Below are 25,274 nucleotides of genomic sequence, written 5' to 3'. Positions count from 1 at the left end.
GTCAATTCCTCCAGGGTCCCATGGCGGCGTGCATCGCGGGAATGGCGTGCACGGCGCGCAACAGTTCGCGGTCGGCGAGCACCGCCGATGCCAGTACCAGGTCGATGTCATCGGGTGTGAGAGACTCGCGCAGCTCGTCGGCACAGCGTGCCAGCATGCCGGTGTCGGCCTGGCCAGCACGGAACTCGGCATGGCGCAGTACCCGCGTGAGGTAGCGTGCGTTGGTGGTCAGACCCAACAGCACCGATTGCTCAAGCGCCAGGATGGAGCGTTCGATAGCCTGTGCACGCGTGTTGCCATGGCAAATAATTTTGGCGATCATGGGGTCAAATGCAGTGCTCACCGCCTGACCTTCGCGCACGCCGGCATCAACCCGCACGCCGGGACCGGATGGCGGCCGCCAGCACAGGATGTCACCGGTGGCGGGGCGGAAATCATGCTCGGCATCTTCGGCGTAAAGCCTGCATTCGATGGCGTGACCAAGCCGCACGATGTCCGCCTGGGCGTAGCCGAGCGGCTCACCCTGGGCAACGCGCACCTGTTCGCGAACGAGGTCAAAGCCCGTGACCATTTCGGTGACCGGGTGTTCGACCTGCAGACGCGTGTTCATCTCAAGAAAGTAAAACTCGCCACCGGCGCCGTAGATGAACTCCACGGTGCCTGCGCCGCGATAGTTGGCGGCGCGGGCAATGCCGGCCGCGGCTTCGCAGATATCGTGGCGCTGCGCCGGTGAAAGGGCCGGGGAGGGGGTTTCTTCAATGATTTTCTGGAAGCGCCGCTGCACTGAACATTCACGCTCCCAGAAATGCACCAACTGGCCATGCGCGTCGCCCATCACCTGCACCTCGATGTGTCGCGGGCGCTCCACATAGCGTTCGACAAACAGCCGACCGTCGCCAAAATAGCGCTCACCTTCGCGCCGTGCGGTCTCGATCTCGCGATCCAAAACGGACAGGTCACGCACGATGCGCATGCCCTTGCCGCCACCGCCGGCTGAAGGCTTGATCAGCAGCGGCGCGCCGAGCGCCCTGGCGCGCTCGACGAAGCTGGCCGGGTCATCGTCCTCGATGGCGCTCGGCGCTACCGGAAAGCCGCGTTTGGCGACGAAGTTGCGCGCGCGCACCTTGTCGCCCATCAGTTCGATGGTGTCCGAACGCGGGCCAATGAAGACGATGCCAGCAGCGTCTAGCGCACGCGCAAACGCAGCGTTTTCAGACAGGAAGCCGTAACCGGGATGCACCGCCTGTGCCCCGCTGTGCCGACACGCTTCGACCAGCTGCGCGATATCGAGGTAGGCAGCCACGGGTGTCGAGCCGTGCAATTCGACCGACTCGTCAGCCTCCAGCACGGCCGGGCTATCGGCGTCCACCGCGTGGTAGGCCACCACGGTGGCGAGCCCCATGCCCTTGAGTGTGCGCAGGATCCGCAGCGCGATCTCGCCACGGTTGGCGATCAGAACTTTTTGAAACACGGGCGGGACCCAGCTGTACGGCGGGTGACGGTCAATGCATGCAACGGCGTCTGGTGTCAATCGAGCACGGGGATGGGGTCGGACACGCGCTCGAAGCGGGAGTTTTTGGCGTCCGAACGCAACACGAGCACGCTGCTCGGCGAGTGCCGGTCATTGGGGCCAAAACTGATTGGAGAAGCCAGCCCATCGGTGCTGAAGTTCTTGGTTGTTTCCAGCTTCTCGACGACACAGGCGCGGGTCAGCGCCTTGCCACAGCGGCGGATCGCGTCTTCCATCAGCAGCGCACCGACGTAGGCTGTGATCGAATAGCGGTTGAGCATCTTCTGCTCGTCGGCTGACAGATACTTCTGTGCCAACCCCATGAACTTGGCCATGCCTGGCACCGACAGGTCGGTCAGAGGCGGGACATAGTCGGCGACGAAGTAGCCGTCGCCCGCGGCGCCGGCGAGCGCCTGAACAGGGGTCAGGTGGGCCGAGTGCACCGCAAGGATGGTCAGCGGCATCTGGTTTTTGGCGGCTTCCTTCATCAGCATCGAATGCTCGGCCACCACGCCGCCCGACGCGAGAAAGGTCGCACCCACCTGCTTCAGACTCAGCATCTCGGCCGAGAAGTCCTTGGTGCCACGCTTGAAGGAGATCTCGGACACGCTGTTGAGCCCCAGCTCCTTGATCGCCTTCTGGTAGCCGCAACGCACGTCGCTGCCAAACTCGTCATCCTGATAGACCAGTGCAAACTTCTCCTTTTGCAGCTTCTTGCTCGCCACCATGTACTTCATGGCGGAGCTCAACTCCTGACAATAGGTTGGCCCCACCACGAATACCGTTTTGTTCGGTGGCGTGAAGTGCGCCGCTGCCACGGCCATGGCGTTGATGGTTGGCAAGCGCTGCTCGTTGATGTAGGGCAGCATGGCTTGCAGCATGGCTGAACCCGAGGTGCCGATCAGGCCGAAGATGCCTTCCACGTCGACCAGTCGCTTGACGCCCTGCACGGCACGCTGGGGCACATAGCCGTCGTCGTCCTGGCGAATTTCCAACTTGCGGCCGTTGATGCCACCGCGGGCGTTGACATCCTGCTCCCATACCCGCAAGGCAAGCATGTGGGCCTTGCCCAGCAGGCTAGGGGGGCCGCTGACGGGCGTCACCGAGCCGAGGACGATTTTGGTGTCGGTCACGCCGGGGTCGGCAGCGGCGGCGGTCGTGGCCGTCAGACCGATGACCATGCTGAGCAGACTGGTGGCGGCATATCGAAAGTATTTGCGTGTCATGAAAAGGCACTCCTGGTTGAGAAATGGGGGTGGGGCTAGTGGCGCGTCGTCAGGATCACTTGGCGCTCAGAAATTCAGAGGCTCGCTCGAATTTCCCGGCGCTGGCATTCGCCTTCAGCAAAATGGGGCGGGTGCCCGACTGTCGAACATTGGGCCCGAAGGTCAAGGGGGCCATGATGCCGTCGCTAGTGAAATTCTTGGTCTGTTCGAGCTTTTCGACCACGCAGGCACGCGTGAGGTTTTTGGCACAGGCGTTGAGCGCTGATTCGAGCAACTGGACACCCACATAGGCGGTCAATGAATACCGGTTCATGCCCTTGACCTCATTGGCTGAAAAGTATTTGTAGGTCAGTGCTGTGAGTTTGCCGATGCCCTGGGTTTCAGTGTCGGTCACTGGAGGCACATACTCGGCGACGTACATGCCGTCCGCTGCCGGGCCGGCCAGGGCCAGCACCGCAGGCAGATGCGAAGGGTGAGCGGCCAGGCGCACGACTTGCATCTGGTTCTTCGCGATCTCTTTGAGCATTGCGGCGGTTTCGGTGATGATGCCGCCGGTCAGCACAAAGGTGGCGCCGGCGCGCTGCACGCTCAACACCTCGGCGGAAAAATCCTTCGCCCCGCGTTTGTAGGCAACTTCGATGCTGCTTTTCAAACCGAGCTCTTTCAGGGCCTGGTCGTAGCCACACTTGACATCGACGCCATAATCATCCTCCTGAAATATCAGGCCGAACTTGGAGCCCTGCAGCTTCTGGGATGTCACCAGATGCTTCATGCTGGCAGAGACCTCCTGGCAGTAAGTTGCACCGATATTGAACAGCGTCTTGTGCGGTGGGTTGAAGTGGGCGCTGTTGACCGCGATGTGGTTGATCGCGGGGATCTTCTGCTCGTCGATGATGGGCAGCATGGCCAGCAACTGCGATGAGCCGGAGACTCCGATCAAGCCAAAGATATGATCAACATCAATCAGCTTTTTGAGGCCCTGGACGGCGCGCTGCGGCACATAGCCGTCGTCCTCGATGCGAATGTCGACCTTGCGTCCGCCGATGCCGCCGCGCGCATTGACGTCTTGTTCCCAGACTTTCAAGGTCGTGGCAATTGCCTTGCCGATGATGCTGGGCGGGCCGCTGAGCGGCATCACGGCACCGAGCACGAGTTTGTCGTTCGTGACCCCGGGGTCTGCCGCCTGTGCGCTGCCGAAGGTCAGTGTGGCGAGTGCGCTGAGGCAAAGGCGCTGGGTCAGCTTCTGTAGTGTTCGCATCTCAGGTCTCCTGTGGAATAAGCAGCGCGTGTGCTGCGGGGTCAGAAACGGAAGGGCCAGTGGGTCCAGTAATGCTTGATGTCGCGCCATCGCCCCATGAGGCCATCGGGCTCAAAACGCAGGAACAACACAATCGCGAGCCCATAAATGACGCCTTTGATCTCATAGGCGGCAGTGGAGCCCGACCCGCCGAAGCTGGCGCCGATCATGCCGAATACGAAGCCCAGGCTCTCATTGAGCAGGACGATGAAAGCCGTGCCGAGCAAGGCTCCGGCCACCGAACCCAGGCCACCCACGATGAGCATGGAGAGCGCCTCGATCGATATCAGCAGGCTGAAGCTGTCCACGTTCAGGTAGCGTGTGTAGTAGGCCAGCAAGCCCCCGGCGATGCCGGTGTAGAAGGCGCTGACCATGAACGCCAGCAACTTGTAGCGCACCAGGTTGACGCCCATGGCCTTGGCGGCGATGTCGTGCTCCCGAATCGCCAGGAACGCCCGGCCAATGCGGCTGCGCAGGATGTTCAGGGTGATGAAGGTGAACACCACCACAAAGGACAGCACCACGTAATAGTAGCCACGCTCGGCCCCCAGCGCCTGGCCGAACAGGGAGGGCTGCGGCACCGTCAGGCCCTCCGAGCCGCCGGTGAGACTGCCGCCGTTGAGGATCAGGTGGTTGATGATCACGGCGAACGCCATCGTCGTGATGGCGAGATACAGGCCCTTGAGGCGCAGCGACGGTATGCCCACGATGATCCCGGCGACGGCAGCGCTCACGCCGCCGGCGAAGATGGCCGCCAGCATCGGCCAGCCAAGTTTGCCGGCCACGATACCGGCCGTGTAGGCGCCGACCGCCAGAAAGCCCGAGTGCCCGAGCGAGATCAGCCCGGTGGTCCCGGTCAGCAGGTTCAGGCCCAACACCCCCACCGCTGTGATCAGGAGCAGCAAAATGACGGAGACATAGTACTTGGACAGCAGCAGTGGCGCGGCCGCCAGCAGCGCCACCAGCAGACACGACCAGACGATGACAGGAACCGAGTCGGTCAGTGCCAGCAGTTGACGATAGTTTTGTTTGAAATTTCCGCTACGCATCAGACACGCTCGATATCAGGTTTGCCGAACAGGCCATAGGGTCTGACCATAAGGACGACGAGGATCAAAACAAAACCGGCGATCTCCTTCATGCCGCGGCCGATATAGCCTTCCGACAGGTTCTCGACCACCCCGATCAGGATGCCGCCGAGTGCGGCACCGAATACCGAGTCCAGCCCGCCCAAAATGACCGCCGGAAAGCTGCGCAGACCGGTCGTCCACATGCCGGGGTTGACATCGTAGATCACGCCGATCAACACGCCGGCAATGGCGGCGAGACCGGCCGACAGGGCCCAGGACAAAGCGAAGATGCGCTTGACATTGATGCCCATCAGCAGGGCTGCAGTTTGCACGTTGGCGGTGGCACGCATGGCGATACCGACCCGTGAATAGCGAAAGAAGGTCCACAGGCCGAGCAGTACGGCCGCCATCAGCCCAACGGAATACAGCTGCGCCGGGTACAGGCCGGCCGGGCCGATCTTGATGACCTCCGTTGGCAGGCCGGAATTGAGCGGCATGGGGTCTGCGCCCCAGATCAGCACCACCACCGAGCGCAGGATCACGGCTAGGCCAATGGTCACCATCACCGTGGAAAACACCGGCTGACCGAGCATCGGACGGATCAGCAAGACCTCGATCAGCAGGCCGATCAGCACCGAGGCCGCGACAGTTGCTGCCAGCATGGGCCAGAAGCCAAATTGGAAGGTGCCGGCCAGGGTGAAGGCGATGTAGGACACCAGCATCATCAGCTCGCCCTGGGCGAAGTTCACCACGCCGGTGGCGCGGTAGATCATGGCAAAGCCCATGCCGATGAAGCCGTAGACCAGGCCGACGGCGATGCCGGAAATGACCAGTTGCAGAAAATAGTCCATCAGCCCGCCCCTCCACCGTAGATGATCGCGATCTCTTTCGCGAAGGTTTTTTCGATGACGTTGCGGCGCACCTTCTGGGTGGCGGTGAGTTCGCCGTCGTCGTGGTCGAGTTCCTTCTCCAGAATCAGGAACTTGCGGATGTTTTCGACCCGGGCAAACAGCTTGTTCACGCGCTTGACGTCCTCGTCAATCAGTTCGCGCACCTCGGGCAGCAAGGCCAGGCTCTTGTAGGTGGTGTATGCCAGCTTGCGCTCCTGTGCCCACTTGCCCACCGTGTCAAAGTCGATCTGGAGCAATGCAGACAGGTAGTGACGCCCGTCGCCCAGAACGATGGCTTCGCGCACATACAGGCTGTCCTTGAGCGCGTTTTCGATCTCGGACGGTGCGATGTTCTTGCCGCCACTGGTGATGATGATGGCTTTCTTGCGGTCGACGATCATCAGCTCGCCGTTGTCAGCCAGCGCCACGATGTCGCCCGTGTGCAGCCAGCCGTCGATCACGGTTTTGGCGGTGGCGCTCTCGTCGTGGAGATAGCCCTTGAACACGGCGGGGTGCTTGACGATGAGCTCGCCGTCGTCGGCGATCTTCCAGTTCAGGCCGTCGATGGGCAGGCCTGTGGCGCCCAGTTTGACAGCTTTTTCATGCTGGAAGAAGATCACGCCGCCGGACTCGGTCATGCCGTAGACCTGGTACACCGGAATGCCTAGAATACGGAAGAACTTCAGTACCTCGGGCGAGACGCTGGCGCCGCCACAGAAGCCGCACTGCATGCGGTCCAGGCCGATGAATTTCTGCAGATTGCGAAACATCAGCAACCACAGCACGAAGAAGTGCAGGCGATCCGACAGGCTGCGCTGGCCCCCTTGCGCCTCGACCTTTTCGAACAGACGACGCCCGGCATCGAGGCAATGCTTGAAAGCCCAGCGCTGAAAGCGCGAGGCGTCCTGCATGCGGATCAAAATGCCTTGCTGCAGCTTTTCCCAGATGCGCGGCACACCCAAAAACACCGTGGGTGCGATCTCGCGCAGATTGACGGCCACCGTGTCGATCGATTCGGCGTAGTTGACCACACCGCCGGTGAGCAGGTGCAAGACCGTCGAGAAGGCACGCTCGGCCACGTGGCACAACGGCAGGTAGCAGACCACCTCGTAGTTTTGGCGGTCCAGTTTGAAATGGGTTTTGAGCTTGTCAACGGTGACGATCAGGTTGCGGTGCGAGAGCATCGCCCCCTTAGGGGGGCCGGTAGTGCCCGAGGTATAGACCAGCATGCAGGTGTCGTCGGGCTGGGTGTCCTCGATGGCGCGATCAAAGGTGCCCGCGTGCTGGGCCGATGCCGCAGCGTATTGGTCGCCAAGCTCGAGCACGTCGTCGAACGACATCAGCTGGTCGTGCTTGTAGCCGCGCATCCCCTTCATGTCGGCGCAGATGATCTTCACCAGGTCGGGCAGGCCGGTGGCGTGCTTGTCCATGGCGTCGAGCACCTTGTCGACCTGCTCCTGGTCGCCGCAGACCACGAACTTGCTGTTCGAGTGGTGCACGATGTATTGCAGCTCCGGCCACGGGTTGGTGGGGTAGATGCCGACCACAATGCCACCGATGGCCTGCGTCGCCAGATCGGAGAACATCCAGTGGGGGCTGTCCTCGCTGGCAATGGCCAGGCGGTCCCCCTTTTCGAATCCGAGGGCCTTCAGGCCGTGAGCGAAGCGGCGAGCGGTCTCCAGATAGTGCTGCCAGCTCATGCGGTTCCAGATGCCGTAGTCCTTCTCGCGAAACGCGAGCGCATCCGGAAAGCTCTGAGCCCAATGCTTGAGCAGCTTGGGCAGGGTGGTGTTGCCGTCGCGCAGCGAGGCGCCCAGGTTGTCGATCACGCGGCCTCCTTGGTTTTGCTGCCCAGGTAGGCGTCGATCACGGCCGGGTTGGCCGATATCTCGGCCGGCGTGCCCTCGCCGATCTTGCGGCCGAAGTTGAGCACGCAGACGCGGTCGGAGATGTCCATCACGATGCCCATGTCATGCTCGACCATGAGGACCGAAATGCCGAGTTCGTCGCGGATGTCAAGCACGAAGCGGGCAATGTCTTCGGTCTCCTCGTTGTTCATGCCTGATACCATTTCGTCCAGCAGCAGCAACTTGGGCTCGGTGGCCAGTGCGCGCCCCAGCTCGACCCGCTTTTGCAGGCCATAGGACAGGGTGCCCACCGGCATGTCGCGAATTTCCTCGATTTCGAGAAAGTCGATGATCTCTTCCACCTTGCGACGGTGTTCGAGCTCTTCGCGCCGCGCCCGTCCGAAGAACCACGAGGCATCCAGCACGTTGGTGGCCATGTGGCAGTGGCGGCCGACCAGCAGGTTGTCCACCACGCTGGCATGTTTGAACACCGCCAGGTTCTGGAAGGTCCGACCGATGCCGATGGCGGCCAGGCGGTGCGCCGGCATGCCGGTGATGTCGCGGCCATCGAAATGCACGGTGCCGCTGCTGGGCTTGACGACGCCGCTGATCATGTTGAAGGTGGTCGTCTTGCCGGCCCCGTTGGGGCCGATCAGGGAATAGATTTCACCGCGCCGGACGTGAAAACTGACACCGGCAACGGCTTCGACGCCGCCGAAGCGCTTGGACAGGGTTTCGACCCTTAACAATGTGTCGTTCATGTTTTTTTCTCTCAGGACAGCCAGCGCTTGCGCCGCTTGTAGTGCTTCACGTCGCGCATGTTCTTGCGCGATCCGCCTTCGCCGAAGCCGAGGTAGAACTCGCGCACGTCGTCGTTGCGCAGCATCTTGTCGGCCTCACCGTCGAGCACCACGCGGCCGTTTTCCATGATGTAGCCATAGTCGGCAATGGCCAGCGCCATCTGCGCGTTCTGCTCCACCAGGAGAATGCCCATGCCTTCTTGACGGCACAGGCGGGTGATGATTTCGAAAATCTCTTCGCTGATCTGTGGCGCCAGCCCGAGCGTGGGCTCGTCGAGCATCAGCAGTTTCGGGGACGACATCAGCGCGCGGCCGATGGCCACCATCTGCTGTTCGCCGCCCGACAGGTAGCCCGACACCGTGCTGCGTTTTTGCACCAGACGCGGGAACAGCCCATACACCATCTCCATCTGGCGCCTGGCGTCGGTCAGACTGCGCGTGTAGCCGCCCATCACGAGGTTTTCCTCGACCGTCAACTGGTCGAACAGGCGGCGCCCCTCGGGCACCATGACCACGCCGGCGCGCACGATTTCGTCCGGCGCCAGGCCGGTCAGCTGGCGGTTTTCAAACGTGATCTGGCCACCCTTGATCTCACCGTCTTCCGGATACAGCACGCCCGAAATGCCTTTGAGCGTGGTTGATTTTCCGGCCCCGTTGGAACCGAGCAGGGCGACGATGCGACCTTTGCCGACGGCCAATGAGGCCTCTCGCACCGCCTCGATGGTGTTGTCGTAAACGATCTGGACATTGGTGAGATTCAGCATGACAGGCCGTTCCTTGCGCCGTGCTGCAGGGGCTCAACCATTGAACGGGTCTGCCGGTCGAGCGTAGTGGAGGGGTGCGCCAGGATGGCAGCCGCAGTCGTGCAGACCTTCGGCTCGGATGGGCCGGATTCATGGGCGCGACCATGGCCTCTGGTTTCCAGGGTACCGGTCGGGGGGGCAGTGAATTTTCTCAAAGTTTGTCCCGTGTTGGCCGTGTTGGGTAGGCGGCTTGCCTGCCTTGTGCCTTGCCGTTCTGCGAGGTATGCATCGTGCCTTGTTTATAGGGTATTAATCTAACGATAGTTAGGTTTGCGTCAACTCGGGAAATCCCTATGCCGGTGCCGACGACTCCGGTTGCGAGTGCGAGCGGCAACTTCTGCCCAGGCTCGCTTCCGAATGGGAGCCGGTGATTCAGCGTCTCTCGGCTACATCCCCGCGTAGTTCGGCCCGCCGCCGCCTTCGGGCGTGACCCAGACGATGTTCTGCGTCGGGTCCTTGATGTCGCAGGTCTTGCAGTGCACGCAGTTCTGGGCGTTGATCTGCAGCCGGTCCGAGCCGTCGTCGTTCTTCACGAACTCGTAGACGCCGGCCGGGCAGTAGCGGCTCTCGGGGCCGGCGTATTTCGCCAGGTTGATCTGCACCGGCACGCTGGCGTCCTTGAGCGTCAGGTGCGCGGGCTGGTTTTCTTCGTGGTTGGTGTTGCTGACGAATACGCTGGAGAGCCGGTCGAAGGTGAGCTTGCCGTCGGGCTTGGGGTAGCTGATCTGCGGCATCTCGGCGGCCGGGCGCAGGGTGGCGTGGTCGGCCTGGGTGCGGTGAATCGTCCAGGGCGGACGCTTGATGCCGAGCCTGGGCAACAGCCACTGTTCAATGCCGGTCATCAGGGCGCCGACGAGGCTGCCCTTCTTGAACCACTGCTTGAAGTTGCGCGACTGGTCGAGTTCGGTGTGCAGCCAGCTGTTTTCGAACGCAGCGGGGTAGGCGCTGAGTTCGTCGCTGCTGCGTCCGGCGGCCAGGGCTTCAAACGCGGCTTCGGCGGCCAGCATGCCGCTCTTGATGGCGGCGTGGCTGCCCTTGATGCGTGCGGCGTTCAGGTAGCCGGCATCGCAGCCGATCAGCGCGCCGCCCGGGAACACGGTCTTGGGCAGGCTGAGCAGGCCGCCGGCGGTGATGGCGCGCGCGCCGTAGCCGATGCGCTTGCCGCCTTCGATGTGGGCGCGAATGGCCGGGTGGGCCTTCCAGCGCTGCATTTCCTCAAAGGGGCTGAGCCAAGGGTTTTTGTAGTCGAGTCCGGTGACGAAGCCAAGCGTGACCTTGCTTCCTTCCAAGTGGTAGAGAAAGCCGCCGCCGTAGGTCTGGCTGTCCATCGGCCAGCCGGCCGTGTGCACCACCCGGCCGGGTTGGGCGCGGGCCGGGTCGATCTCCCACAGTTCCTTGATGCCGATGGCATGGCTTTGCGGATCGCGGCCTTCGTCGAGCTTGTATTTTGCGATGAGCTGCTTGCCCAGGTGGCCGCGCGCGCCTTCGGCAAAGATGGTGTACTTGGCGTGCAACTCCATGCCGGGCTGGAAGCCGTCGTGCGGCTGGCCGTCCTTGCCAATGCCAAGGTTGCCGGTGGCTACACCTTTGACCGAACCGTTGTCGTTGTACAGCACCTCGGCGGCTGTGAAGCCGGGGAAGATTTCCACGCCCAAGCCTTCAGCCTGCTCGCCCAGCCATTGGGTCAGGGCGCCCAGGCTGATGACGTAGTTGCCCTCGTTGTGGAAGCAGTCGGGCACCAGGAAGTTGGGCGTGCGCCTGGCACCGGTTTCGCTTAGGAAAAGCACGTCGTCACCGGTGACGGGTTGGTTCAGCGGTGCGCCCAGCTCCTTCCAGTTGGGGAAGAGTTCGTTCAGCGCGATCGGATCCATGACCGCGCCGGAGAGGATGTGAGCACCGGGCGCGGAGCCTTTTTCCAGCAGCACCACCGAGACGTCCTCGCCCTTTTCTGCCGCGAGCTGCTTGAGGTGGATGGCCGTGGCCAAACCGCCGGGGCCGGCGCCCACCACCACCACGTCATATTCCATCGCTTCGCGGGGGCCGTATTGATCGAGCAGGGAGGTGGGCTTCATGCGGAGAGAATCAAAAAAGTTGGCGGCCCTGGGGCCGAAGTTGACGAAAGGGGGCGGTTCAGGGGCTGTTGTCGGCCGGCAGCGGTGGTGCGGTGCGCGGAGCGCCGTCACGTTTGTAGACCATGACCGTGCGCTTGAACGTGCAGACAATGACGCCGCTCTGGTTGTAGCCTTCGGTTCGTACCGTCACGACGCCAACATTGGGACGCGACCGTGACTCGCGCTTGTCCAGCACCGTGGAACGTGAATAGATCGTGTCGCCCTCGAACACCGGATGCGGCAGACGGACTTCGTCCCACCCAAGGTTGGCCATGACGTTTTGCGAGACATCGCTCACCGTCTGGCCCGTTACGAGGGCCAGTGTGAGGCAGGAGTTGACAAGCGGGCGGCCGAACTCCGTCTGCGCGGCGTAGTGGGCGTCGAAGTGCAGCGGAGCCGTGTTTTGCGTCAACAGCGTGAACCAGATGTTGTCGTTCTGGGTCAGGGTGCGGCCGAGGGCATGCCGATACTCGTCGCCGACCTCGAAGTCTTCATAGAACCGGCCGCGCCAGCCTTCCTTGACAGTCATTGGTTGCTCCTGCGGCGGGTTGTCCAATTTGAGAGTCCCCAGACGCAGCCGGTCAGCGTGCCACTGAGCCACATAGGCGACATGAGGACTATTGCCGTCAGTCCCTCGGCCCGGCCTGTCGAAGTTGCCGGCAATGCATCGCGGTTATGCTTTGTCATGCGTGAGGATTCCATCGAACACGATCGCTGTGATTTGGCGTGAGAAGTCCTGAAAAGAGCCGCGCTGGGGGTTGTACCATTCGACGGTCCAGTTCAATGCGCCAATCACGAAAAGCCGAATCATGGCCGTGCTGGTGTCCGGGCGCAATTCGCCGCTGGCGAGCGCTGATTCGAACAGCCGATCCCAGTAGTCTGCGTAAGCCCGCCGCACGACCCGGTGGCGATTTTTTGCGCTGGTCGGGATTTGGCCATAGATGCGGATGTTGGCCGACGTGAAGTCGCCATAATGCAGCATTCCCCAGAGATGGCCTTCAATGCCAGCGGCGATTCGGTCTCGCCAGAGTGCACTTTCGGGAAGAGCCCCAATACGGGTGCGCACGGCATCCGCTACGATGGTGATGCCTTTGTCCAGTACTTCGCCCAGGATCTGCTCTTTCGATTCGAAGTGATAGTAGATGCTGCCGGCTTTGACGCCGGCAGCATCCGCTACCTCGCGCAAAGTAGTTGCGGCATAGCCATGATGCCTGAATAGGCGTGCAGCTTCGAGCAGCACCCGTTCGCGTGTAGCGGGGCCATCTACGTCATTTTTGCTGGGTTTTGCGTCTGTATTTGACTTCATATTGACCGTTAGGTAGATTCAAAATACAAATCGTATCAAACCTAGCTTTTGTCGAAGGGGCGGCCTCGTGCATGGGCGCGTCGCATGGGGTTATTCAGGGCTTGCATTTGCTCACTTGCCGCCATTGGCCCACTGCCTGAAATCAGGCCTACGCTTTTCCAGGAAAGCGCTCACGCCTTCTTTTGATTCTGCAGTGTCATAGTACAGGCTCAGCGCTTGAAGTCCCAGGCTGCCGATGCCGCGAATGTGCTCGGTGGATGCGTTGAACGAACGCTTGGCGATGGCCAGCGCGGTCGGGCTCTTTTCGACAATTTCCTTGCACCAGCGGGCGACTTCGGCGTCGAGCTGGTCGTGGGGCACGACGGTGTTGCACAGACCCATGGCCAAGGCCTCCTGCGCATTGTAGCGGCGGCACATGTACCAGATCTCGCGTGCTTTCTTTTCGCCAACCACATGGCTCAGGTAGGCCGTGCCCCAGCCAGGATCGACCGAGCCAACCTTCGGGCCGACCTGGCCAAACACGGCCTTTTCCGAGGCAATGGTCATGTCGCACAAGGTGGCCAAGACATTGCCGCCGCCAATGGCGTAGCCCTGCACGCGGGCGATCACGGGCTTGGGTACGTCACGAATGGCGCTGTGAAACTCTTCCACAGGAATGCCGATGGTGCCCCGGCCGTCGTACTGGCCGGCATGGGCCGACTGATCGCCGCCGGTGCAGAAAGCACGGTCACCCGTACCCGTGAGCACAATGGCGGCGATTCGCTTGTCCCAGCCTGCTTTCATGAATGCCTGCAGCAGTTCCTCGACTGTCTGGCCGCGAAACGCATTCATCACCTCGGGGCGATTGATCGCGATGTAGGCAACCGAGTCGCGTTCTTCGTAGATGATGTCCTTGAATTCCATGAATTTTCCTTTTTGTTTGGTATTTCAACGTCGCATGCCTGCCGACCATGCCCAGGCGTTTACCCAATCATGCTGTAACCACCAGACACTGAAAGAACCTGCCCGGTGACATGACCCGCAGCCTTCGCTGAAGACAGGAAGACGACTGCATTGGCAATATCCTGCGGCCGTCCCACCTTGCGCAGCGGCAGCGCCTTGGCGACTTTTTCCAGTTGCTCGGGCGTGAACATGCTGCCGGCATCGATCCACATGCTGCTTCCGCCCACTTCGTCGGTGGTGCTCGGGATCGTGACGCCGGGGCATACCACGTTGCAGCGGATGCCGTAACGCCCGTTTTCCTTGGCGATCGTTTTCATGAAGCTGTTGATGGCGGCCTTGACGCCCCCGTACACCGCTTCGCGTGGCTCACCTTGTCGGCTGGCATCGGAACTGATGGAGACGATGGAGCCGGCGTTGCGAGGAACCATGACTTCAAGCGCGGTCTTGGTGCAGTTGAGAACGCCGAGGTAGTTGATGTTGATGATCTTTTGCCACAGGTCGGGGGTCGTCTGCGTGAAGAACATCAACTGGTCCCAGCCCACGTTATTGACGAGGACATCGACGCCGCCGAACTTGTCAGTCGCAGCCTTGAACATGGCCTGCACCTGGTCGAGCTTGGTGACATCGGTCTTGACAACCTGCGCCGACGCCGCACCGCTCGCCAACGCGAGTTCCGCCGTTTTTTGCGCTTGCTTGTCGTCGATGTCCCCGATGGTGATGTTGGCGCCTTCCGCAGCGAAGCCGAGCACGATGCCGCGGCCAATGTTCGAGCCGCCACCAGTGACGATGACCGATTTACCTTTTAGATCGAGATCCATATTTATTACTCCTTGCGCTTTTGGCGCCACATTTGTGTGGTTGATATTATAGCTGTCAAACGGTAGTTAGGTAAAGTGGCCGGATTTTCCTGTGTTTGGTCGTGGGCTTTGCAGCTACCATGGCAATTCGCTGTGGCATAAGTTGCCACCGGTCGATTCAAGAGATGGATGAAAATCCGAAAAACAGGATGGGAAGGGCATGATCGGTGCGCAACACGCCTGACCGTGCCCCTCCCAAGGGATGGCAATTACTGTTTGTTCTTGGCGAACTCGCCGGATTCTTTCTTCACGATGTCCTGGATCACGTCGTCATACGCCGAGAACCAGTCAGTCTGGGGCACCCACTTGGCGCCATCCCACATGTCGATGCGCGTCTTGCCTCCGCCGCCATGGTCCTTGGCGGTCACCGTTACGGGGGCGATCAGGGCTTCGGCATCAAAGTTTTTCAGGCTTTCCATACCGCGCTTCATTTTGTCAGGCGTGATGGGCCAGCCATTTTGTTTGATGGCCAGGCGAGCGCCCTCGAAAACGCTGGCATAGATGGCCAGACCGGTGTTGTAGTAAATATCGCTGAGATGCTTGCGGTCACCGCTGCCCTTGCCTTTCTCATACAGGTCCTTGATGATTTGCTGGATCAGCGGGTGGCTCTGTCCACCCACCACGTTGGTGCCGCGCTTGAGGCCTTTTGCGTTTTCCAGACCGATGTTGGCGAGGTCAACTTCGTTGAGCCAGTTGACGGAAAGGTATTTGTCCATCGAAATGCCGTTGCGCTTCATCTCGCGCGCTGCGACAACATGCATGCTGGCCAGATTCCAACTGATCACCCAATCGGGGTTGATACGGCGGATCTGAGTCCAGGCTGCGGATTGGTCATTGCCCGGCATCGGGTTGGGAATGAGTTGCAAATCAAAACCTTCCTTGGCCGCGAGCGTCTTCAGCACGCCGATCGGCTCCTGCCCGAACGGATAGTCGGGGTAGATGAATGCGATCTTCACGCCCTTGAGGTTGCCGTTGGCCTTGGTTTTGATGTAGTGAATATTGTTGGCCATTTGGCCCCAATAGGTTGGCCCAATGGGGAAAATCCACTTGAACACATCACCATCGACCGCATCGCCACGGCCTACGAAAGATTGCACCATCACATTGCCATCCGCCATGGCGCGAGGCAGAACGGCGCGGGAAACCGGCGTGGACAGGAAATCGAAGGCAATGGCGCCTTCGCGTTTCATCTTTTCGTAGCACTCGATGCCGCGCTGCGGCTCGTTGCCATGGTCTTGAACCAGGATCTCGATGGGGTGGCCTTCGATGCCGCCTTTCTGGTTCAATATCTTGGCATAGTCGTTCACCGCCTGGGTAATTTGCGGCGTGACAAAGCCGTAGGACTTGCTCAGGTCATAACAAAGCGCGAATTTGATGGGCTGGGCTTGCGCCTGTGCAGACTGCAGACCGGCAAGCGCCAATCCCAGACCTGCCACGATAGAAAGTAACTTGGATCTCATGTCTGTTCTCCTAAGAATCGTACGGGTTAAAAGAAGTCCGATGGGCACGCCGTACAGTACGCCCCAAGACTGAACGCGAAACCGGATATCGACGTAGACAGGGTTTTACCCTCGGTCAGGTCAGCCAGCGCTTGCGCCGGCGATAGTGCTTGATGTCATGGAAATTGTGGCCTTCAGCGCCTCCGAGGTAAAACTCCTGGATGTCCGGATTTTTCTTCATGGCTTCTGCGCTGTCATGCATCACCACGCGGCCGTTCTCGATCATGTAGCCATGCGAGACCACGTCCAGAGCGGCAATGGCGTTTTGCTCCACCAGCAGAACGGACAGACCTTCTTCCTTGTTGATGCGCCGGACAATGTCGAAAATCTCGGCCACGAGAAAGGGCGCCAGTCCCAGGCTGGGCTCATCGAGCATCAACAGCTTGGGCTGCGTCATCAGGGCGCGACCGATGGCCAGCATCTGCTGCTCGCCGCCTGACAGGTAGCCGGACTGCGCGGTACGCCGCTGGTGCAAGCGCGGGAAGTAGGTGTAAACCATGTCTTTGTTTCGCAGCATGTCCTGGCGGCTACCGCGAACGGCGGAGGCCGCGATCAGGTTCTCGTCAGGCGTCATGTGTTCAAACACGCGCCGCCCTTCCAGCACATGAACGATACCGAGTTTGACGCGCTCCTGAGGCGCCAGCGCATCGATGTTATGTCCCATGAAACGTACCTCACCGCGGGTTACCAGGCCCCGCTCGGGGCGTAGCAAACCGCTGATCGACTTCAGCGTTGTGCTTTTGCCGGCGCCGTTGGCCCCCAGCAGCGCCACCATACCGCCTTGGGGCACATCAATCGACACGCCCTTGATGGCGAGCGACACATGGTCGTAGATGACCTCGACGTTGTTCAGCGACAGCACCGGTGCAGGGCTCGCTGCGGGGTTGTGCATCAGCGTCGGGGTGGAAGTCAAGTTGTCAGTCGCGTGCATGATGTCATCTTTACTTTCGGGCGTAGCCGAAGGGCCAGACCAGCAGATAGTTGCGCAGGTTCGTGTACATCTTGCCCAGACCCATCGGCTCAACCAGCAGGAACACAATGATCAAGGCACCATAAACCGCATGCGGGATGTGGGCCAGCGTTTCAACGCCGAGCGAGGCACCTGCGAGCTGCGCCAGCCAGCCGATCAGACTGTTCATCAGGCCGGGCATCAACAGAATGAAGGCGGCCCCAAAATAGCTGCCGATGATGCTGCCCAACCCGCCGACAATCACCATGGCCAGCAACTCGATGGATACATTGACGGCAAACTGCTCCGGTGTGGCCGCCCGGTAGAAGGTGAAAATCAGGATGGCGCCGCTGACGCCGCCAATGAAGGACGAGGTCGCGAAAGCCACCAGCTTGTAATACAGGCTGTGCACGCCGATGACTGCCGCGGCGAAGTCCTTTTCACGCACGGCGACGAGCGCGCGGCCCAGCGCGCTGCGGCGCAGATTGAGCATGAAGACCGTCACGAGCAGGCACCAGCCCAGCGCCACGTAATAGAGGCCGGTTTCCGACGTGACGGCCTGACCGAGCAGGCGCATCGCTGGTGCTTGCAGCGTGGCCTGGGAGCCACCGCTGATGGCCGGAACATGGGAGATCACCCAGTCCATCACGAACTGCAAGGCCAGCGTGCTGAGCGCCAGATACAGGCCCTTCACGCGCAGCGCCGCGAAAGCGAAAACGATGCCGATGACCGCGGCCATCACGCCGCCGAGCACCACCGCGATCTCCCAGGGAATGCCGTTGCGCGCGCCATGCACCGCCGTGTAGGCGCCGATGCCCATGATGGCGGCGTAGCCGAAGTGGAACTGACCGGCCCAGCCCAGGATCAGGTTCAAGCCGAGCACAGCCGCAGTCCACACCAGCCAGGGCAGCAGGTGGGTGCTGAGGACGAGCGAGCTCATGGTGAGTGGCGCGGTGATTGCAAAGGCCAGCAGCAAGCCGATCATCCAGCGATCAGCAGGCAGCGGAAAAAGTGCCCGCGCGTCCGCGTAACTGGTGTGAAAAATTCCTGATTGACGAAATAGCATGACCTTCAGATCCTTTCAATGTCGTGGCGCCCGAACAGACCGTGGGGCCGAATCAGGATGGTCAGAATCAGCGTCGCGGCAACCACCAGGTCGCGGCTGCCACCACCCACCAATGGGTCGAGATAGCCTGACGCAACACCTTCAAGAAGGCCCAGCAGCAAGCCGGCCAGAATGGCACCGCCAATGCTGTCAAGACCGCCCAGAACGGCGACGGTCAGGCCCTTGAGCAATAGCAGCGCCAGCCCCTGATTGACCCCTTGAACCGAGCCCCACAACACGCCGGCCGTTGTGGCCAGAACCGAGGACATGGCCCAGGAAAAAGCCACCCCGCGCTCAACCGATATGCCGATTGACCAGGATGCGATGTAGTCATCGGAGATGGCGCGCAGGACAATGCCCCTGCGCGTGCGAAAGAAGAAAAAGAAGATTGCAAACAGTGCCGCGGCAACCATGGCCCCCACCACGTAGGAGCGATTGAGCAGCAGCGGTCCCAGGAACAGCGGTTCGTCGCTGATGCCGATGGACATCGGACGGCTTGAGCCGCCCCAGATGGCCATGGTTGTCGCGCGTATGAAGATGTCCAGTCCCAGCGTCATCATCAGAATCATGATGATGGGACGGCCCGCCAGCCGGCGCAACGCCACCCGCTCGATGCCCATGCCTATAAAGAACATCGTCCCCATGGCCAGTGGAATGGCCGTCCACATGGGCAGGCCGAGGCCATTGGCGATGGCCAGCACCACATAGGCACCGAGCATGGTCATCGCACCTTGCGCCAGGTTGGGCACGGAGGACGACTTGTAGATGAGCACGATGCCCAGGGCCACCAATGAGTACATCAACCCCGACAGTGCGCCATTGATGGCCAACTCGGCAAACAGTGAAAAGTCCATGATTTAAATCTCCTGCACCGAGAGTTGGCGCTCGATGGTGCCGACCTCACCGGATTCGTACGTGATCTGCGCCTTCATCGTGACCGTCTTCTGGCCGCCGTAGATCGCATCAATGATGGGTGCATAACGCTCTTCCACCACGTTGCGGCGCAACTTGCGGGTCCGTGTGACCTCCCCATCATCGGGGTCGAACTCCTTGTGCAGCGACACGAAGTGATGCAGTTTCAGTCCGTCTGGCAGGATGCTGTTGACGCGTTTGACCGCTGCCGTGACCAGTGCGATCACCTCGGGGTTTTGCGACAGGTCGGCATAGGACATGTAGGAAATGCCCCGTACTTCGGCCCAGTGACCGACCGGTTCCTTGTCGATGCAGATGATGGCCGCCAGCGTGTCGCGACCGCTCCCGAGCACCGCCACATCCTTGATGTACGGGCTGAACTTGAGGCGGTTTTCGATGTAGTTCGGGATGTAGCGTTCGCCTTTGGCGGTATGCACCACCTCCGACAAACGTCCGAGCACCACCATATGCCCGTCAGGCTCGACATAACCGGCATCACCCGTGCGCAGCCAGCCATCCTCCAGTGCTTCCCGGGTGGCATTTTCAAGTTTGTAGTAACCGGAAAACACACTCCCGGATCGAACCATGATCTCGCCGTTGTCGCCGATTTTGACCTCAACCCCCGGCAATGGCCTGCCGACCGTGTGCAGGCGTACTTCTTCGGTGTCCTGCAAGGCATTGAAAGCGCTGCTTTCGGTTTGACCATAGAACTGTCGCAGTTTCACGCCCAGCGCGCGGTAAAACACGAAAGTATCCTCTCCAATGGCCTCGCCGCCGGTGAAGGCATTGCGCAGGCGGGTCAGCCCCAACTGGTCCTTGATCGGCCCGAAGATCAGCCACTCGCCCAGCTGCCGCATCAATCGCTCTTTCAGGTGGGGCGGTTTTCCCTCGAGTTTGCGTCGTTCAGCGGCCAGCGCGGAGTTCATGAAAACATCGTAAAACCATTTTTTGAGCGGCGTCGAATCCTCCATGCGCACCTGGATGGTGGTCAGCATGTTGTCCCAGCTTCGGGGTGCCGCCAGATAGAAAGTGGGCGCGACCTCGCGCAGGTCATGCAGCACCGTTTCCTGCCGCTCGGGAATGTTGATGGTGAAGTGCAGCGCAACACCGGCGCCGACCGTGATCGCAAAGTCACCCACCCAGGCCATGGGCAGATAGGCGAGGATGTCCTCGCCAAAGGTGAAGGCGCCACCGCGATGGGCGTTGCCAACCCCGGCGAGCAAATTCCTGTGGCTCAGCACCACGCCCTTCGGTTTGCCCGTGGTTCCCGACGAGTGCACGAACACGGCTGGTCCTTCGGGCCGTGCCCGTTCGATCAAGGTATTTCGCAGTTTCGGTTCGGCACGCAGGCGATCCGCACCAATGGCCTGCAACTTTTCCCACGACACCAGCCCGGGATTCGGATAGCTGGCCAAGCCGCGTGGTTCGTCGTAGATGATGCTGGTGATCGTCGCGCCCCGATCACCCAGATCGAGCACCTTGTCGACCTGTTCCTGATCTTCGGCCAGGACAAAGCGGACATTCGCCTCATGCATGAAGTGATGGATTTCGTCATGCGTGGCGTCGGGGTAGACCGGCATCGCGTAGCCGCCCAACATGCCAGCCGCGAGCATGCCCATGTAAAGCCGGGGCCGGTTGTCGCCCAGCACCAGCAAGGCATCCTCGGCGCCAAACCCGAGACTTTCCATGCCGGCCGCGCAGGCGAGCGTGGCATCCAGCATTTGCGACCAGGTGGTCTCCTGCCATATTCCCAGGTTTTTTTCGCGCATGGCCACGCGATGGCCCAGCAACTCGGCGTTGCGGGCCAGGATGCGGATGAGGGTGGTGTCGGTGCCCAGGTCCCAGGTTGTGGTGCTACCGCCCTTGGCGATGTCAATGTCAGTGCGTTGCATGCGCACCTCCCAGGTAGGCCTTGATCACGCGCTCATCCGTCATCACCTCGGCAGGAATTCCGGTTCCTATGGTTTCACCATAGCTGAGCACCATCATGCGATCACAGATGCCGGTGATCACGTCCATGTGGTGCTCGATCAGCAGCACGGTGACATGGCGCTCGTCGCGCGCATCGAGAATAAAGCGCGCCATGTATTCCTTTTCCTCCTGGTTCATGCCGGCCATGGGTTCGTCAAGAACCAGGAAGCTGGGCTCGGCCACCAGCGCGCGCGCCAGTTCGACGCGTTTTTTCAGCCCGATCGGAATGCTGTCCACCAGTTCGTCACGCACGCTCTGAAGCTGCAGGAAATCGATGATTTCCTCGACCTTGAGGCGGTGCGCCATCTCGTCCTTGCGACCCAGCCACCAATACAGGGCGGTTTTTGCCACGCCGGGCTTCATGTGGATGTGGCGGCCCAGCAGGATGTTGTCAAGCACGCTCATGCCGTTGAAGAGCGCCAGGTTCTGGAAGGTGCGCGCCACGCCCAGGGCGGCGACCTTGTGGGGCGCCATGCCGGTGATGTCGCGGCCATTGAGCCATATGCTGCCGACCTGGGGTGGGAAGAAGCCGGTGATGGCGTTGGTCATGGTCGTCTTGCCGCTGCCGTTGGGCCCGACCAGGCCAAAGATCTCCCCGCGCTCGATGCGCAGATTGACCCCGGTCAACGCGACCAGACCGCCGAACCGCCGCTCCAGCCCCCGGCATTCAAGGACGGGTGCTGGTGCCTCGTTGCTGGCTTGCATCGGAGCCGACCCCTGCTCTCTGGTACTGCTATTGGTACTGATGGTGTTGATCACTGAAGGTGCCTATGACATTGCACGGTCGACCATCTGCCTGTGCGCAGCTTGCCGACTCGATTTCTGTTCTGCATAAAAGATTTTTATTTTAGAGCCTAACATTAGTTAGGTATCTGGGGGTTTCCCTACTCTCTGACAGGCAGGGTTCATTCCTCAACGTGTTCCACGATGGTTTCCCGCGCGATCATTGCGTCAACGGTGGCGGCGCCGTAGCCGTGTTCAATGAGCAGCTCGCGCGTGTGCTGGCCAAAGCGCGGCGGGGCGCTGTGCGCCCGGCCCGGTGTGCGTGACAGCTTGACCGGGATGCCGATGCCCGCCACGCCCTCCACCTGCACGACCATGTCCCGGTGCAGGGTGTGGGGGTCGGTCAGTACCTGAGGAACGGTCCTGACGGCACCGGCCGGAATGCCGGCTGCCAGCAGTTCTTGGCACAGCCACTCGCCATCCACCTTCAGCAGGTGCTCCTCGAGCAGGGCGCGTAGCGCATCACGGTGCCGAAAACGCTCGGCGTTGGTGGCAAAGCGCGGCTCGTCGGCCATTTCGGGACGGCCGAGGAACTCGCACAGCTTTTTCCACTGTCCGTTGTTGCCGATCCCCAGGAAGACCTCGCAGGTCTGGGTGGCAAACTTGTCGTAGGGCACGATGTTGGAGTGCGCATTGCCGCTGAGCTTGGGTGTCTGGCCCGACTGCAGCCAGTTGGCGCTTTGCGGGTGCAGCAGCGACACGGCTGTGTCGTAGAGCGTGGCCTCGACGAACTGCCCGCGCCCGGAGCGCTGCCGCTCGATCACCGCCAGCAGCACGCCGATCACGGCCGACAGGCCGGTGGCGATGTCCACCACCGGGACCCCGACCCGCAGCGCTCCGGTGTCCGGCGTGCCGTTGACGCTCATCAGGCCGCCCAGTGCCTGTGCCACCGCGTCGTAGCCCGGTGCGCCGCCGAGCGGTCCATCGGCGCCAAAGCCGCTGACCCGGCAGTGGATCAAGCGCGGGAAGCGTTCGCGCAGCGTCTGCTCATAGCCGATGCCCCAGCGCTCCAGCGTGCCGATCTTGAAGTTCTCGATCAGCACGTCGGCGTCTTCCAGCAGCTTGAGCACGATCTCGCGACCCTCGGGCTTCGACAAGTCGATCACGATATCGCGCTTGTTGCGGTTCAGCCCGTTGTAGTAGGCCGCCGTGCCGTCGTCGGCAAAGGGTGGGCCCCAGGCGCGGGTTTCGTCGCCGGCGGGCGGCTCGACCTTGATGACCTGCGCGCCGTGGTCGGCCAGGATCTGGCCGCTGTAGGGCCCGCCGAGCACGCGCGACAGGTCGATCACCTTCAGGCCGGCCAGGGCGCCGAAGGCGGGCAGGGGAGCATTGGTACTCATGGCGGCTGTCAGTACGAGCGCGGCAGGCCCATCACGTGCTCGGCAATGTGGTTGAGCACCATTTCACGGTTCAGCGGCGCGGTGCGCAGCAGGCGCACCAGGCCGTACAGATCGTACATGCCGTATTCCTTGGTGAAACCGTTGCCGCCGAAGCACTGGATCGCGCTGTCGACGGCGTGAATGCCGGCCTCGGCGGCGGCGTACTTGGCCATGTTGGCAAATTCGCCGGCGGGCAGGCCCTGGTCGAAAGCCCAAGCGGCCTTGAGCGCCATCAGCGAAGCCATCTCGATCTCGCTGCGCGCCATCGCCAGCGGGTGCTGCACGCCCTGGTAGGCGCCGATGGGGGTATTGTTGAACACCTTGCGGTCGTTGGCGTAGGCCACGGCCTTCTTCAGTGCGAAGCGGCCGACGCCGGTGCACAGGCCCGACAGGATGATGCGCTCGGGGTTGAGGGTGTCGAACAGGATGTTGAAGCCCTTGCCGACCTCACCCAGCACGTCGGCTTCGGTCAGCGCCACGTCGTCAAAGAACACCTGCCACTGCGTCTCGGGCACCGGGAACGCAATCGGAATCAGCGTCTTGCTGATGCCCTTCTTCTTCATGTCGACCATGAAGATGGTGAAGCCGTCGGTCTTCTTCTTCACGTCGGCGCGCGCCGTGGTGCGGGTGACGACCATGGCGTAGTCGGCGCAATTGGCATCGGTGATGAAGACCTTCTGGCCGTTGAGCTTGAAGCCGCCCTTGCCGTCGGACTTGGCGATGCTGGTGATCTCGATCGAGTTCGAGCCGGCGTTGGGTTCGGTGATGGCGAAGCAGAACTTGATCTCGCCGGTGCAGCCGCCCGGCAGAAAGCGGCGCTTCATGTCCTCGCTGGCATGCTTGGCCAGCAGGCCCATGGTCATGGTGGGGCCGACCACCAGATTCAGCAGCGGAATGCCGTTGTTGGAAAGTCCTTCCATGAACAGCAGCATCTCGGTCATGCCCTGGCCGGCACCGCCATAGGCCTCGGGCACCATGATGCCGAGAAAGCCATCGTCGGTGATCTGTTTGTACAGTTCGGTCGGGCGCTCGTTCTTCTCGGCGTAGCCTCTCCAGTAGTTGTGGTCGAACTGCTTCGAGATACGGTCGCCGTACTCGTAGATCATCCGTTGTTCCTGGGTCAGGTTGAAATCCATGGGGACTCCTTTCTTAATTTACAGTTGGGCGGAAGGGAACTTGGGCGCGCGCTTCTCGCGTACCGAGGCCACGCCTTCCTTGGCGTCCTCACCCAGGAAGCACAGCATCTCCATCGCCAGTGAACTCTCGAAAATCGGGCGCGCCAGGTTCATCCAGCCGTTCAGGGAGCGCTTGGTGAAGCGGATCGCCTGCTGGCTGCCATTGGCCAGCTTGTTGGCCACGGCCATCGCCTTGTCCATCAGCTCGGCGCGCGGCACGCACAGGCTGACCAGGCCGATGCGCTCGGCTTCCTTGCCGGTTACGAAATCGGCTGTCAGCAGGTAGTACTTGGCCTTGGCCATGCCGCACAGCAGCGGCCACAGGATCGCGGCGTGGTCGCCGGCGGCGACACCGATCTTGACGTGGCCGTCGGTGACCTTGGCCTCCTCGGCCATGATGCTGATGTCGGCCAGGAAGGCCACCGCCAGACCGGCACCCACGGCCACGCCATTGATGGCCGAGATGATGGGCTTGTCGCAGGCCATCATGTTGTAGACCACGTCCGCAGCCTCGGTCATGGTGTTGGCGATTTCCTTGGGGTTGCCGACCATGTTGCCTACCCAATCCAGGTCGCCACCAGCCGAGAAGGCCTGGTCGCCGGCACCGGTGATGACCGCCACCTTGGTTTTTGGATCGTCATTGACGACGCCCCAGACCTTGGTCAGTTCCCAATGCAGGCGGGCATTGGTGGCGTTCATCACCTCGGGGCGGTTGATGGTGATCAACAGCACGCCATTGGGCTTGTTTTCGAACTTGAGGAATTGAAAGTCAGCGTAGTTCATCTTGAGGCTCCTTGAAAAAAATGGGAAAGTTGGGAAAAAGGGGAGAAGAAAGATCAGTG

22 protein-coding genes are annotated in these 25,274 nt (G+C 61.3%); all 22 read right to left on the bottom strand.

The genetic code is table 11. The features are described from left to right. Window position 1 precedes the first annotated feature (1 nt). Window positions 2-1,471, bottom strand: coding sequence for a biotin carboxylase N-terminal domain-containing protein (locus tag PSV33_RS14780; protein WP_096666987.1), 1,470 nt, complete (start codon window positions 1,469-1,471; stop codon window positions 2-4). 56 nt (window positions 1,472-1,527) lie between these two features. After that, complete coding sequence (locus PSV33_RS14775; RefSeq protein ID WP_096666985.1) at window positions 1,528-2,736, bottom strand: ABC transporter substrate-binding protein; 1,209 nt, start codon at window positions 2,734-2,736, stop codon at window positions 1,528-1,530. A 55-nt stretch (window positions 2,737-2,791) separates the two neighbouring features. Further along, complete coding sequence (locus tag PSV33_RS14770; RefSeq protein ID WP_096666983.1) at window positions 2,792-3,994, bottom strand: ABC transporter substrate-binding protein; 1,203 nt, start codon at window positions 3,992-3,994, stop codon at window positions 2,792-2,794. 41 nt (window positions 3,995-4,035) lie between these two features. After that, window positions 4,036-5,082, bottom strand: coding sequence for a branched-chain amino acid ABC transporter permease (locus PSV33_RS14765; protein ID WP_096666980.1), 1,047 nt, complete (start codon window positions 5,080-5,082; stop codon window positions 4,036-4,038). Next, window positions 5,082-5,954 (bottom strand): branched-chain amino acid ABC transporter permease, encoded by an 873-nt coding sequence (locus PSV33_RS14760; RefSeq protein WP_096666978.1) that lies wholly within the window; start codon window positions 5,952-5,954, stop codon window positions 5,082-5,084. Before PSV33_RS14760 ends, PSV33_RS14765 begins: the two co-directional genes overlap by 1 nt. Beyond that, window positions 5,954-7,822 (bottom strand): AMP-binding protein, encoded by a 1,869-nt coding sequence (locus PSV33_RS14755; RefSeq protein WP_096666977.1) that lies wholly within the window; start codon window positions 7,820-7,822, stop codon window positions 5,954-5,956. Before PSV33_RS14755 ends, PSV33_RS14760 begins: the two co-directional genes overlap by 1 nt. Continuing rightward, on the bottom strand, window positions 7,819-8,601 hold the full coding sequence (locus PSV33_RS14750; protein ID WP_096666975.1) for an ABC transporter ATP-binding protein: 783 nt from the start codon (window positions 8,599-8,601) through the stop codon (window positions 7,819-7,821). Before PSV33_RS14750 ends, PSV33_RS14755 begins: the two co-directional genes overlap by 4 nt. Window positions 8,602-8,612: 11 nt before the next feature. Next, a complete protein-coding gene (locus PSV33_RS14745) occupies window positions 8,613-9,404 on the bottom strand; it encodes an ABC transporter ATP-binding protein (RefSeq protein WP_096666973.1) in 792 nt (263 codons plus the stop codon). Window positions 9,405-9,829: 425 nt separating this feature from the next. Beyond that, the gene (locus PSV33_RS14740; protein ID WP_096666971.1) at window positions 9,830-11,515 is read right to left on the bottom strand and encodes an electron transfer flavoprotein-ubiquinone oxidoreductase; all 1,686 of its coding nucleotides are present in this window, start codon (window positions 11,513-11,515) and stop codon (window positions 9,830-9,832) included. Window positions 11,516-11,573: 58 nt separating this feature from the next. Beyond that, window positions 11,574-12,083, bottom strand: a complete 510-nt coding sequence (locus tag PSV33_RS14735; RefSeq protein WP_096666969.1) for a MaoC family dehydratase — start codon at window positions 12,081-12,083, stop codon at window positions 11,574-11,576. Window positions 12,084-12,227: 144 nt separating this feature from the next. Beyond that, entirely contained in the window at window positions 12,228-12,860 is a 633-nt protein-coding gene (locus PSV33_RS14730; RefSeq protein ID WP_096666967.1) for a TetR/AcrR family transcriptional regulator, read from the bottom strand. 111 nt (window positions 12,861-12,971) lie between these two features. Then, window positions 12,972-13,763 (bottom strand): 2-ketocyclohexanecarboxyl-CoA hydrolase, encoded by a 792-nt coding sequence (badI, locus tag PSV33_RS14725; protein ID WP_096666965.1) that lies wholly within the window; start codon window positions 13,761-13,763, stop codon window positions 12,972-12,974. A gap of 59 nt (window positions 13,764-13,822) precedes the next feature. Next, window positions 13,823-14,620 carry an SDR family oxidoreductase gene (locus PSV33_RS14720; protein WP_096666963.1) on the bottom strand — a complete coding sequence of 266 codons (798 nt, stop codon included), beginning with the start codon at window positions 14,618-14,620 and terminating at the stop codon, window positions 13,823-13,825. Window positions 14,621-14,868: 248 nt separating this feature from the next. Next, a complete protein-coding gene (locus PSV33_RS14715; RefSeq protein ID WP_300562945.1) occupies window positions 14,869-16,095 on the bottom strand; it encodes an ABC transporter substrate-binding protein in 1,227 nt (408 codons plus the stop codon). 139 nt (window positions 16,096-16,234) lie between these two features. Next, on the bottom strand, window positions 16,235-17,050 hold the full coding sequence (locus PSV33_RS14710) for an ABC transporter ATP-binding protein (RefSeq protein ID WP_096667028.1): 816 nt from the start codon (window positions 17,048-17,050) through the stop codon (window positions 16,235-16,237). A 49-nt stretch (window positions 17,051-17,099) separates the two neighbouring features. After that, window positions 17,100-18,173, bottom strand: coding sequence for a branched-chain amino acid ABC transporter permease (locus PSV33_RS14705; RefSeq protein ID WP_096666959.1), 1,074 nt, complete (start codon window positions 18,171-18,173; stop codon window positions 17,100-17,102). A 5-nt stretch (window positions 18,174-18,178) separates the two neighbouring features. After that, on the bottom strand, window positions 18,179-19,066 hold the full coding sequence (locus PSV33_RS14700; RefSeq protein ID WP_096666957.1) for a branched-chain amino acid ABC transporter permease: 888 nt from the start codon (window positions 19,064-19,066) through the stop codon (window positions 18,179-18,181). 3 nt (window positions 19,067-19,069) lie between these two features. Then, entirely contained in the window at window positions 19,070-21,016 is a 1,947-nt protein-coding gene (locus PSV33_RS14695; RefSeq protein ID WP_096666955.1) for an AMP-binding protein, read from the bottom strand. After that, a complete protein-coding gene (locus PSV33_RS14690; protein WP_096666953.1) occupies window positions 21,003-21,800 on the bottom strand; it encodes an ABC transporter ATP-binding protein in 798 nt (265 codons plus the stop codon). The genes PSV33_RS14695 and PSV33_RS14690 overlap by 14 nt, the downstream gene beginning before the upstream one ends. Before the next feature lie 200 nt (window positions 21,801-22,000). Continuing rightward, window positions 22,001-23,218 carry a CaiB/BaiF CoA-transferase family protein gene (locus PSV33_RS14685; RefSeq protein WP_096666951.1) on the bottom strand — a complete coding sequence of 406 codons (1,218 nt, stop codon included), beginning with the start codon at window positions 23,216-23,218 and terminating at the stop codon, window positions 22,001-22,003. An 8-nt stretch (window positions 23,219-23,226) separates the two neighbouring features. Beyond that, on the bottom strand, window positions 23,227-24,393 hold the full coding sequence (locus PSV33_RS14680; protein ID WP_096666949.1) for an acyl-CoA dehydrogenase family protein: 1,167 nt from the start codon (window positions 24,391-24,393) through the stop codon (window positions 23,227-23,229). Window positions 24,394-24,411: 18 nt separating this feature from the next. Beyond that, window positions 24,412-25,215, bottom strand: coding sequence for an enoyl-CoA hydratase/isomerase family protein (locus tag PSV33_RS14675; RefSeq protein ID WP_096666947.1), 804 nt, complete (start codon window positions 25,213-25,215; stop codon window positions 24,412-24,414). Window positions 25,216-25,274 lie beyond the last annotated feature (59 nt).

The organism is Polaromonas sp. (assembly GCF_029945895.1).
Classification (GTDB): domain Bacteria; phylum Pseudomonadota; class Gammaproteobacteria; order Burkholderiales; family Burkholderiaceae_C; genus Polaromonas.
This window is presented reverse-complemented; position numbering and strand designations above follow the sequence as displayed.

Coding starts and splice junctions, on each gene's coding strand:
- PSV33_RS14700 (WP_096666957.1), bottom strand. CDS start 19,066: ATGGACTTTTCACTGTTTGCCGAGTTGGCCATCAATGGCGCACTGTCG.
- PSV33_RS14685 (WP_096666951.1), bottom strand. CDS start 23,218: ATGAGTACCAATGCTCCCCTGCCCGCCTTCGGCGCCCTGGCCGGCCTG.
- PSV33_RS14720 (WP_096666963.1), bottom strand. CDS start 14,620: ATGGATCTCGATCTAAAAGGTAAATCGGTCATCGTCACTGGTGGCGGC.
- badI (WP_096666965.1), bottom strand. CDS start 13,763: ATGGAATTCAAGGACATCATCTACGAAGAACGCGACTCGGTTGCCTAC.
- PSV33_RS14735 (WP_096666969.1), bottom strand. CDS start 12,083: ATGACTGTCAAGGAAGGCTGGCGCGGCCGGTTCTATGAAGACTTCGAG.
- PSV33_RS14740 (WP_096666971.1), bottom strand. CDS start 11,515: ATGAAGCCCACCTCCCTGCTCGATCAATACGGCCCCCGCGAAGCGATG.
- PSV33_RS14760 (WP_096666978.1), bottom strand. CDS start 5,954: ATGGACTATTTTCTGCAACTGGTCATTTCCGGCATCGCCGTCGGCCTG.
- PSV33_RS14710 (WP_096667028.1), bottom strand. CDS start 17,050: ATGCACAACCCCGCAGCGAGCCCTGCACCGGTGCTGTCGCTGAACAAC.
- PSV33_RS14690 (WP_096666953.1), bottom strand. CDS start 21,800: ATGCAAGCCAGCAACGAGGCACCAGCACCCGTCCTTGAATGCCGGGGG.
- PSV33_RS14750 (WP_096666975.1), bottom strand. CDS start 8,601: ATGAACGACACATTGTTAAGGGTCGAAACCCTGTCCAAGCGCTTCGGC.
- PSV33_RS14770 (WP_096666983.1), bottom strand. CDS start 3,994: ATGCGAACACTACAGAAGCTGACCCAGCGCCTTTGCCTCAGCGCACTC.
- PSV33_RS14675 (WP_096666947.1), bottom strand. CDS start 25,215: ATGAACTACGCTGACTTTCAATTCCTCAAGTTCGAAAACAAGCCCAAT.
- PSV33_RS14745 (WP_096666973.1), bottom strand. CDS start 9,404: ATGCTGAATCTCACCAATGTCCAGATCGTTTACGACAACACCATCGAG.
- PSV33_RS14765 (WP_096666980.1), bottom strand. CDS start 5,082: ATGCGTAGCGGAAATTTCAAACAAAACTATCGTCAACTGCTGGCACTG.
- PSV33_RS14730 (WP_096666967.1), bottom strand. CDS start 12,860: ATGAAGTCAAATACAGACGCAAAACCCAGCAAAAATGACGTAGATGGC.
- PSV33_RS14695 (WP_096666955.1), bottom strand. CDS start 21,016: ATGCAACGCACTGACATTGACATCGCCAAGGGCGGTAGCACCACAACC.
- PSV33_RS14705 (WP_096666959.1), bottom strand. CDS start 18,173: ATGCTATTTCGTCAATCAGGAATTTTTCACACCAGTTACGCGGACGCG.
- PSV33_RS14680 (WP_096666949.1), bottom strand. CDS start 24,393: ATGGATTTCAACCTGACCCAGGAACAACGGATGATCTACGAGTACGGC.
- PSV33_RS14775 (WP_096666985.1), bottom strand. CDS start 2,736: ATGACACGCAAATACTTTCGATATGCCGCCACCAGTCTGCTCAGCATG.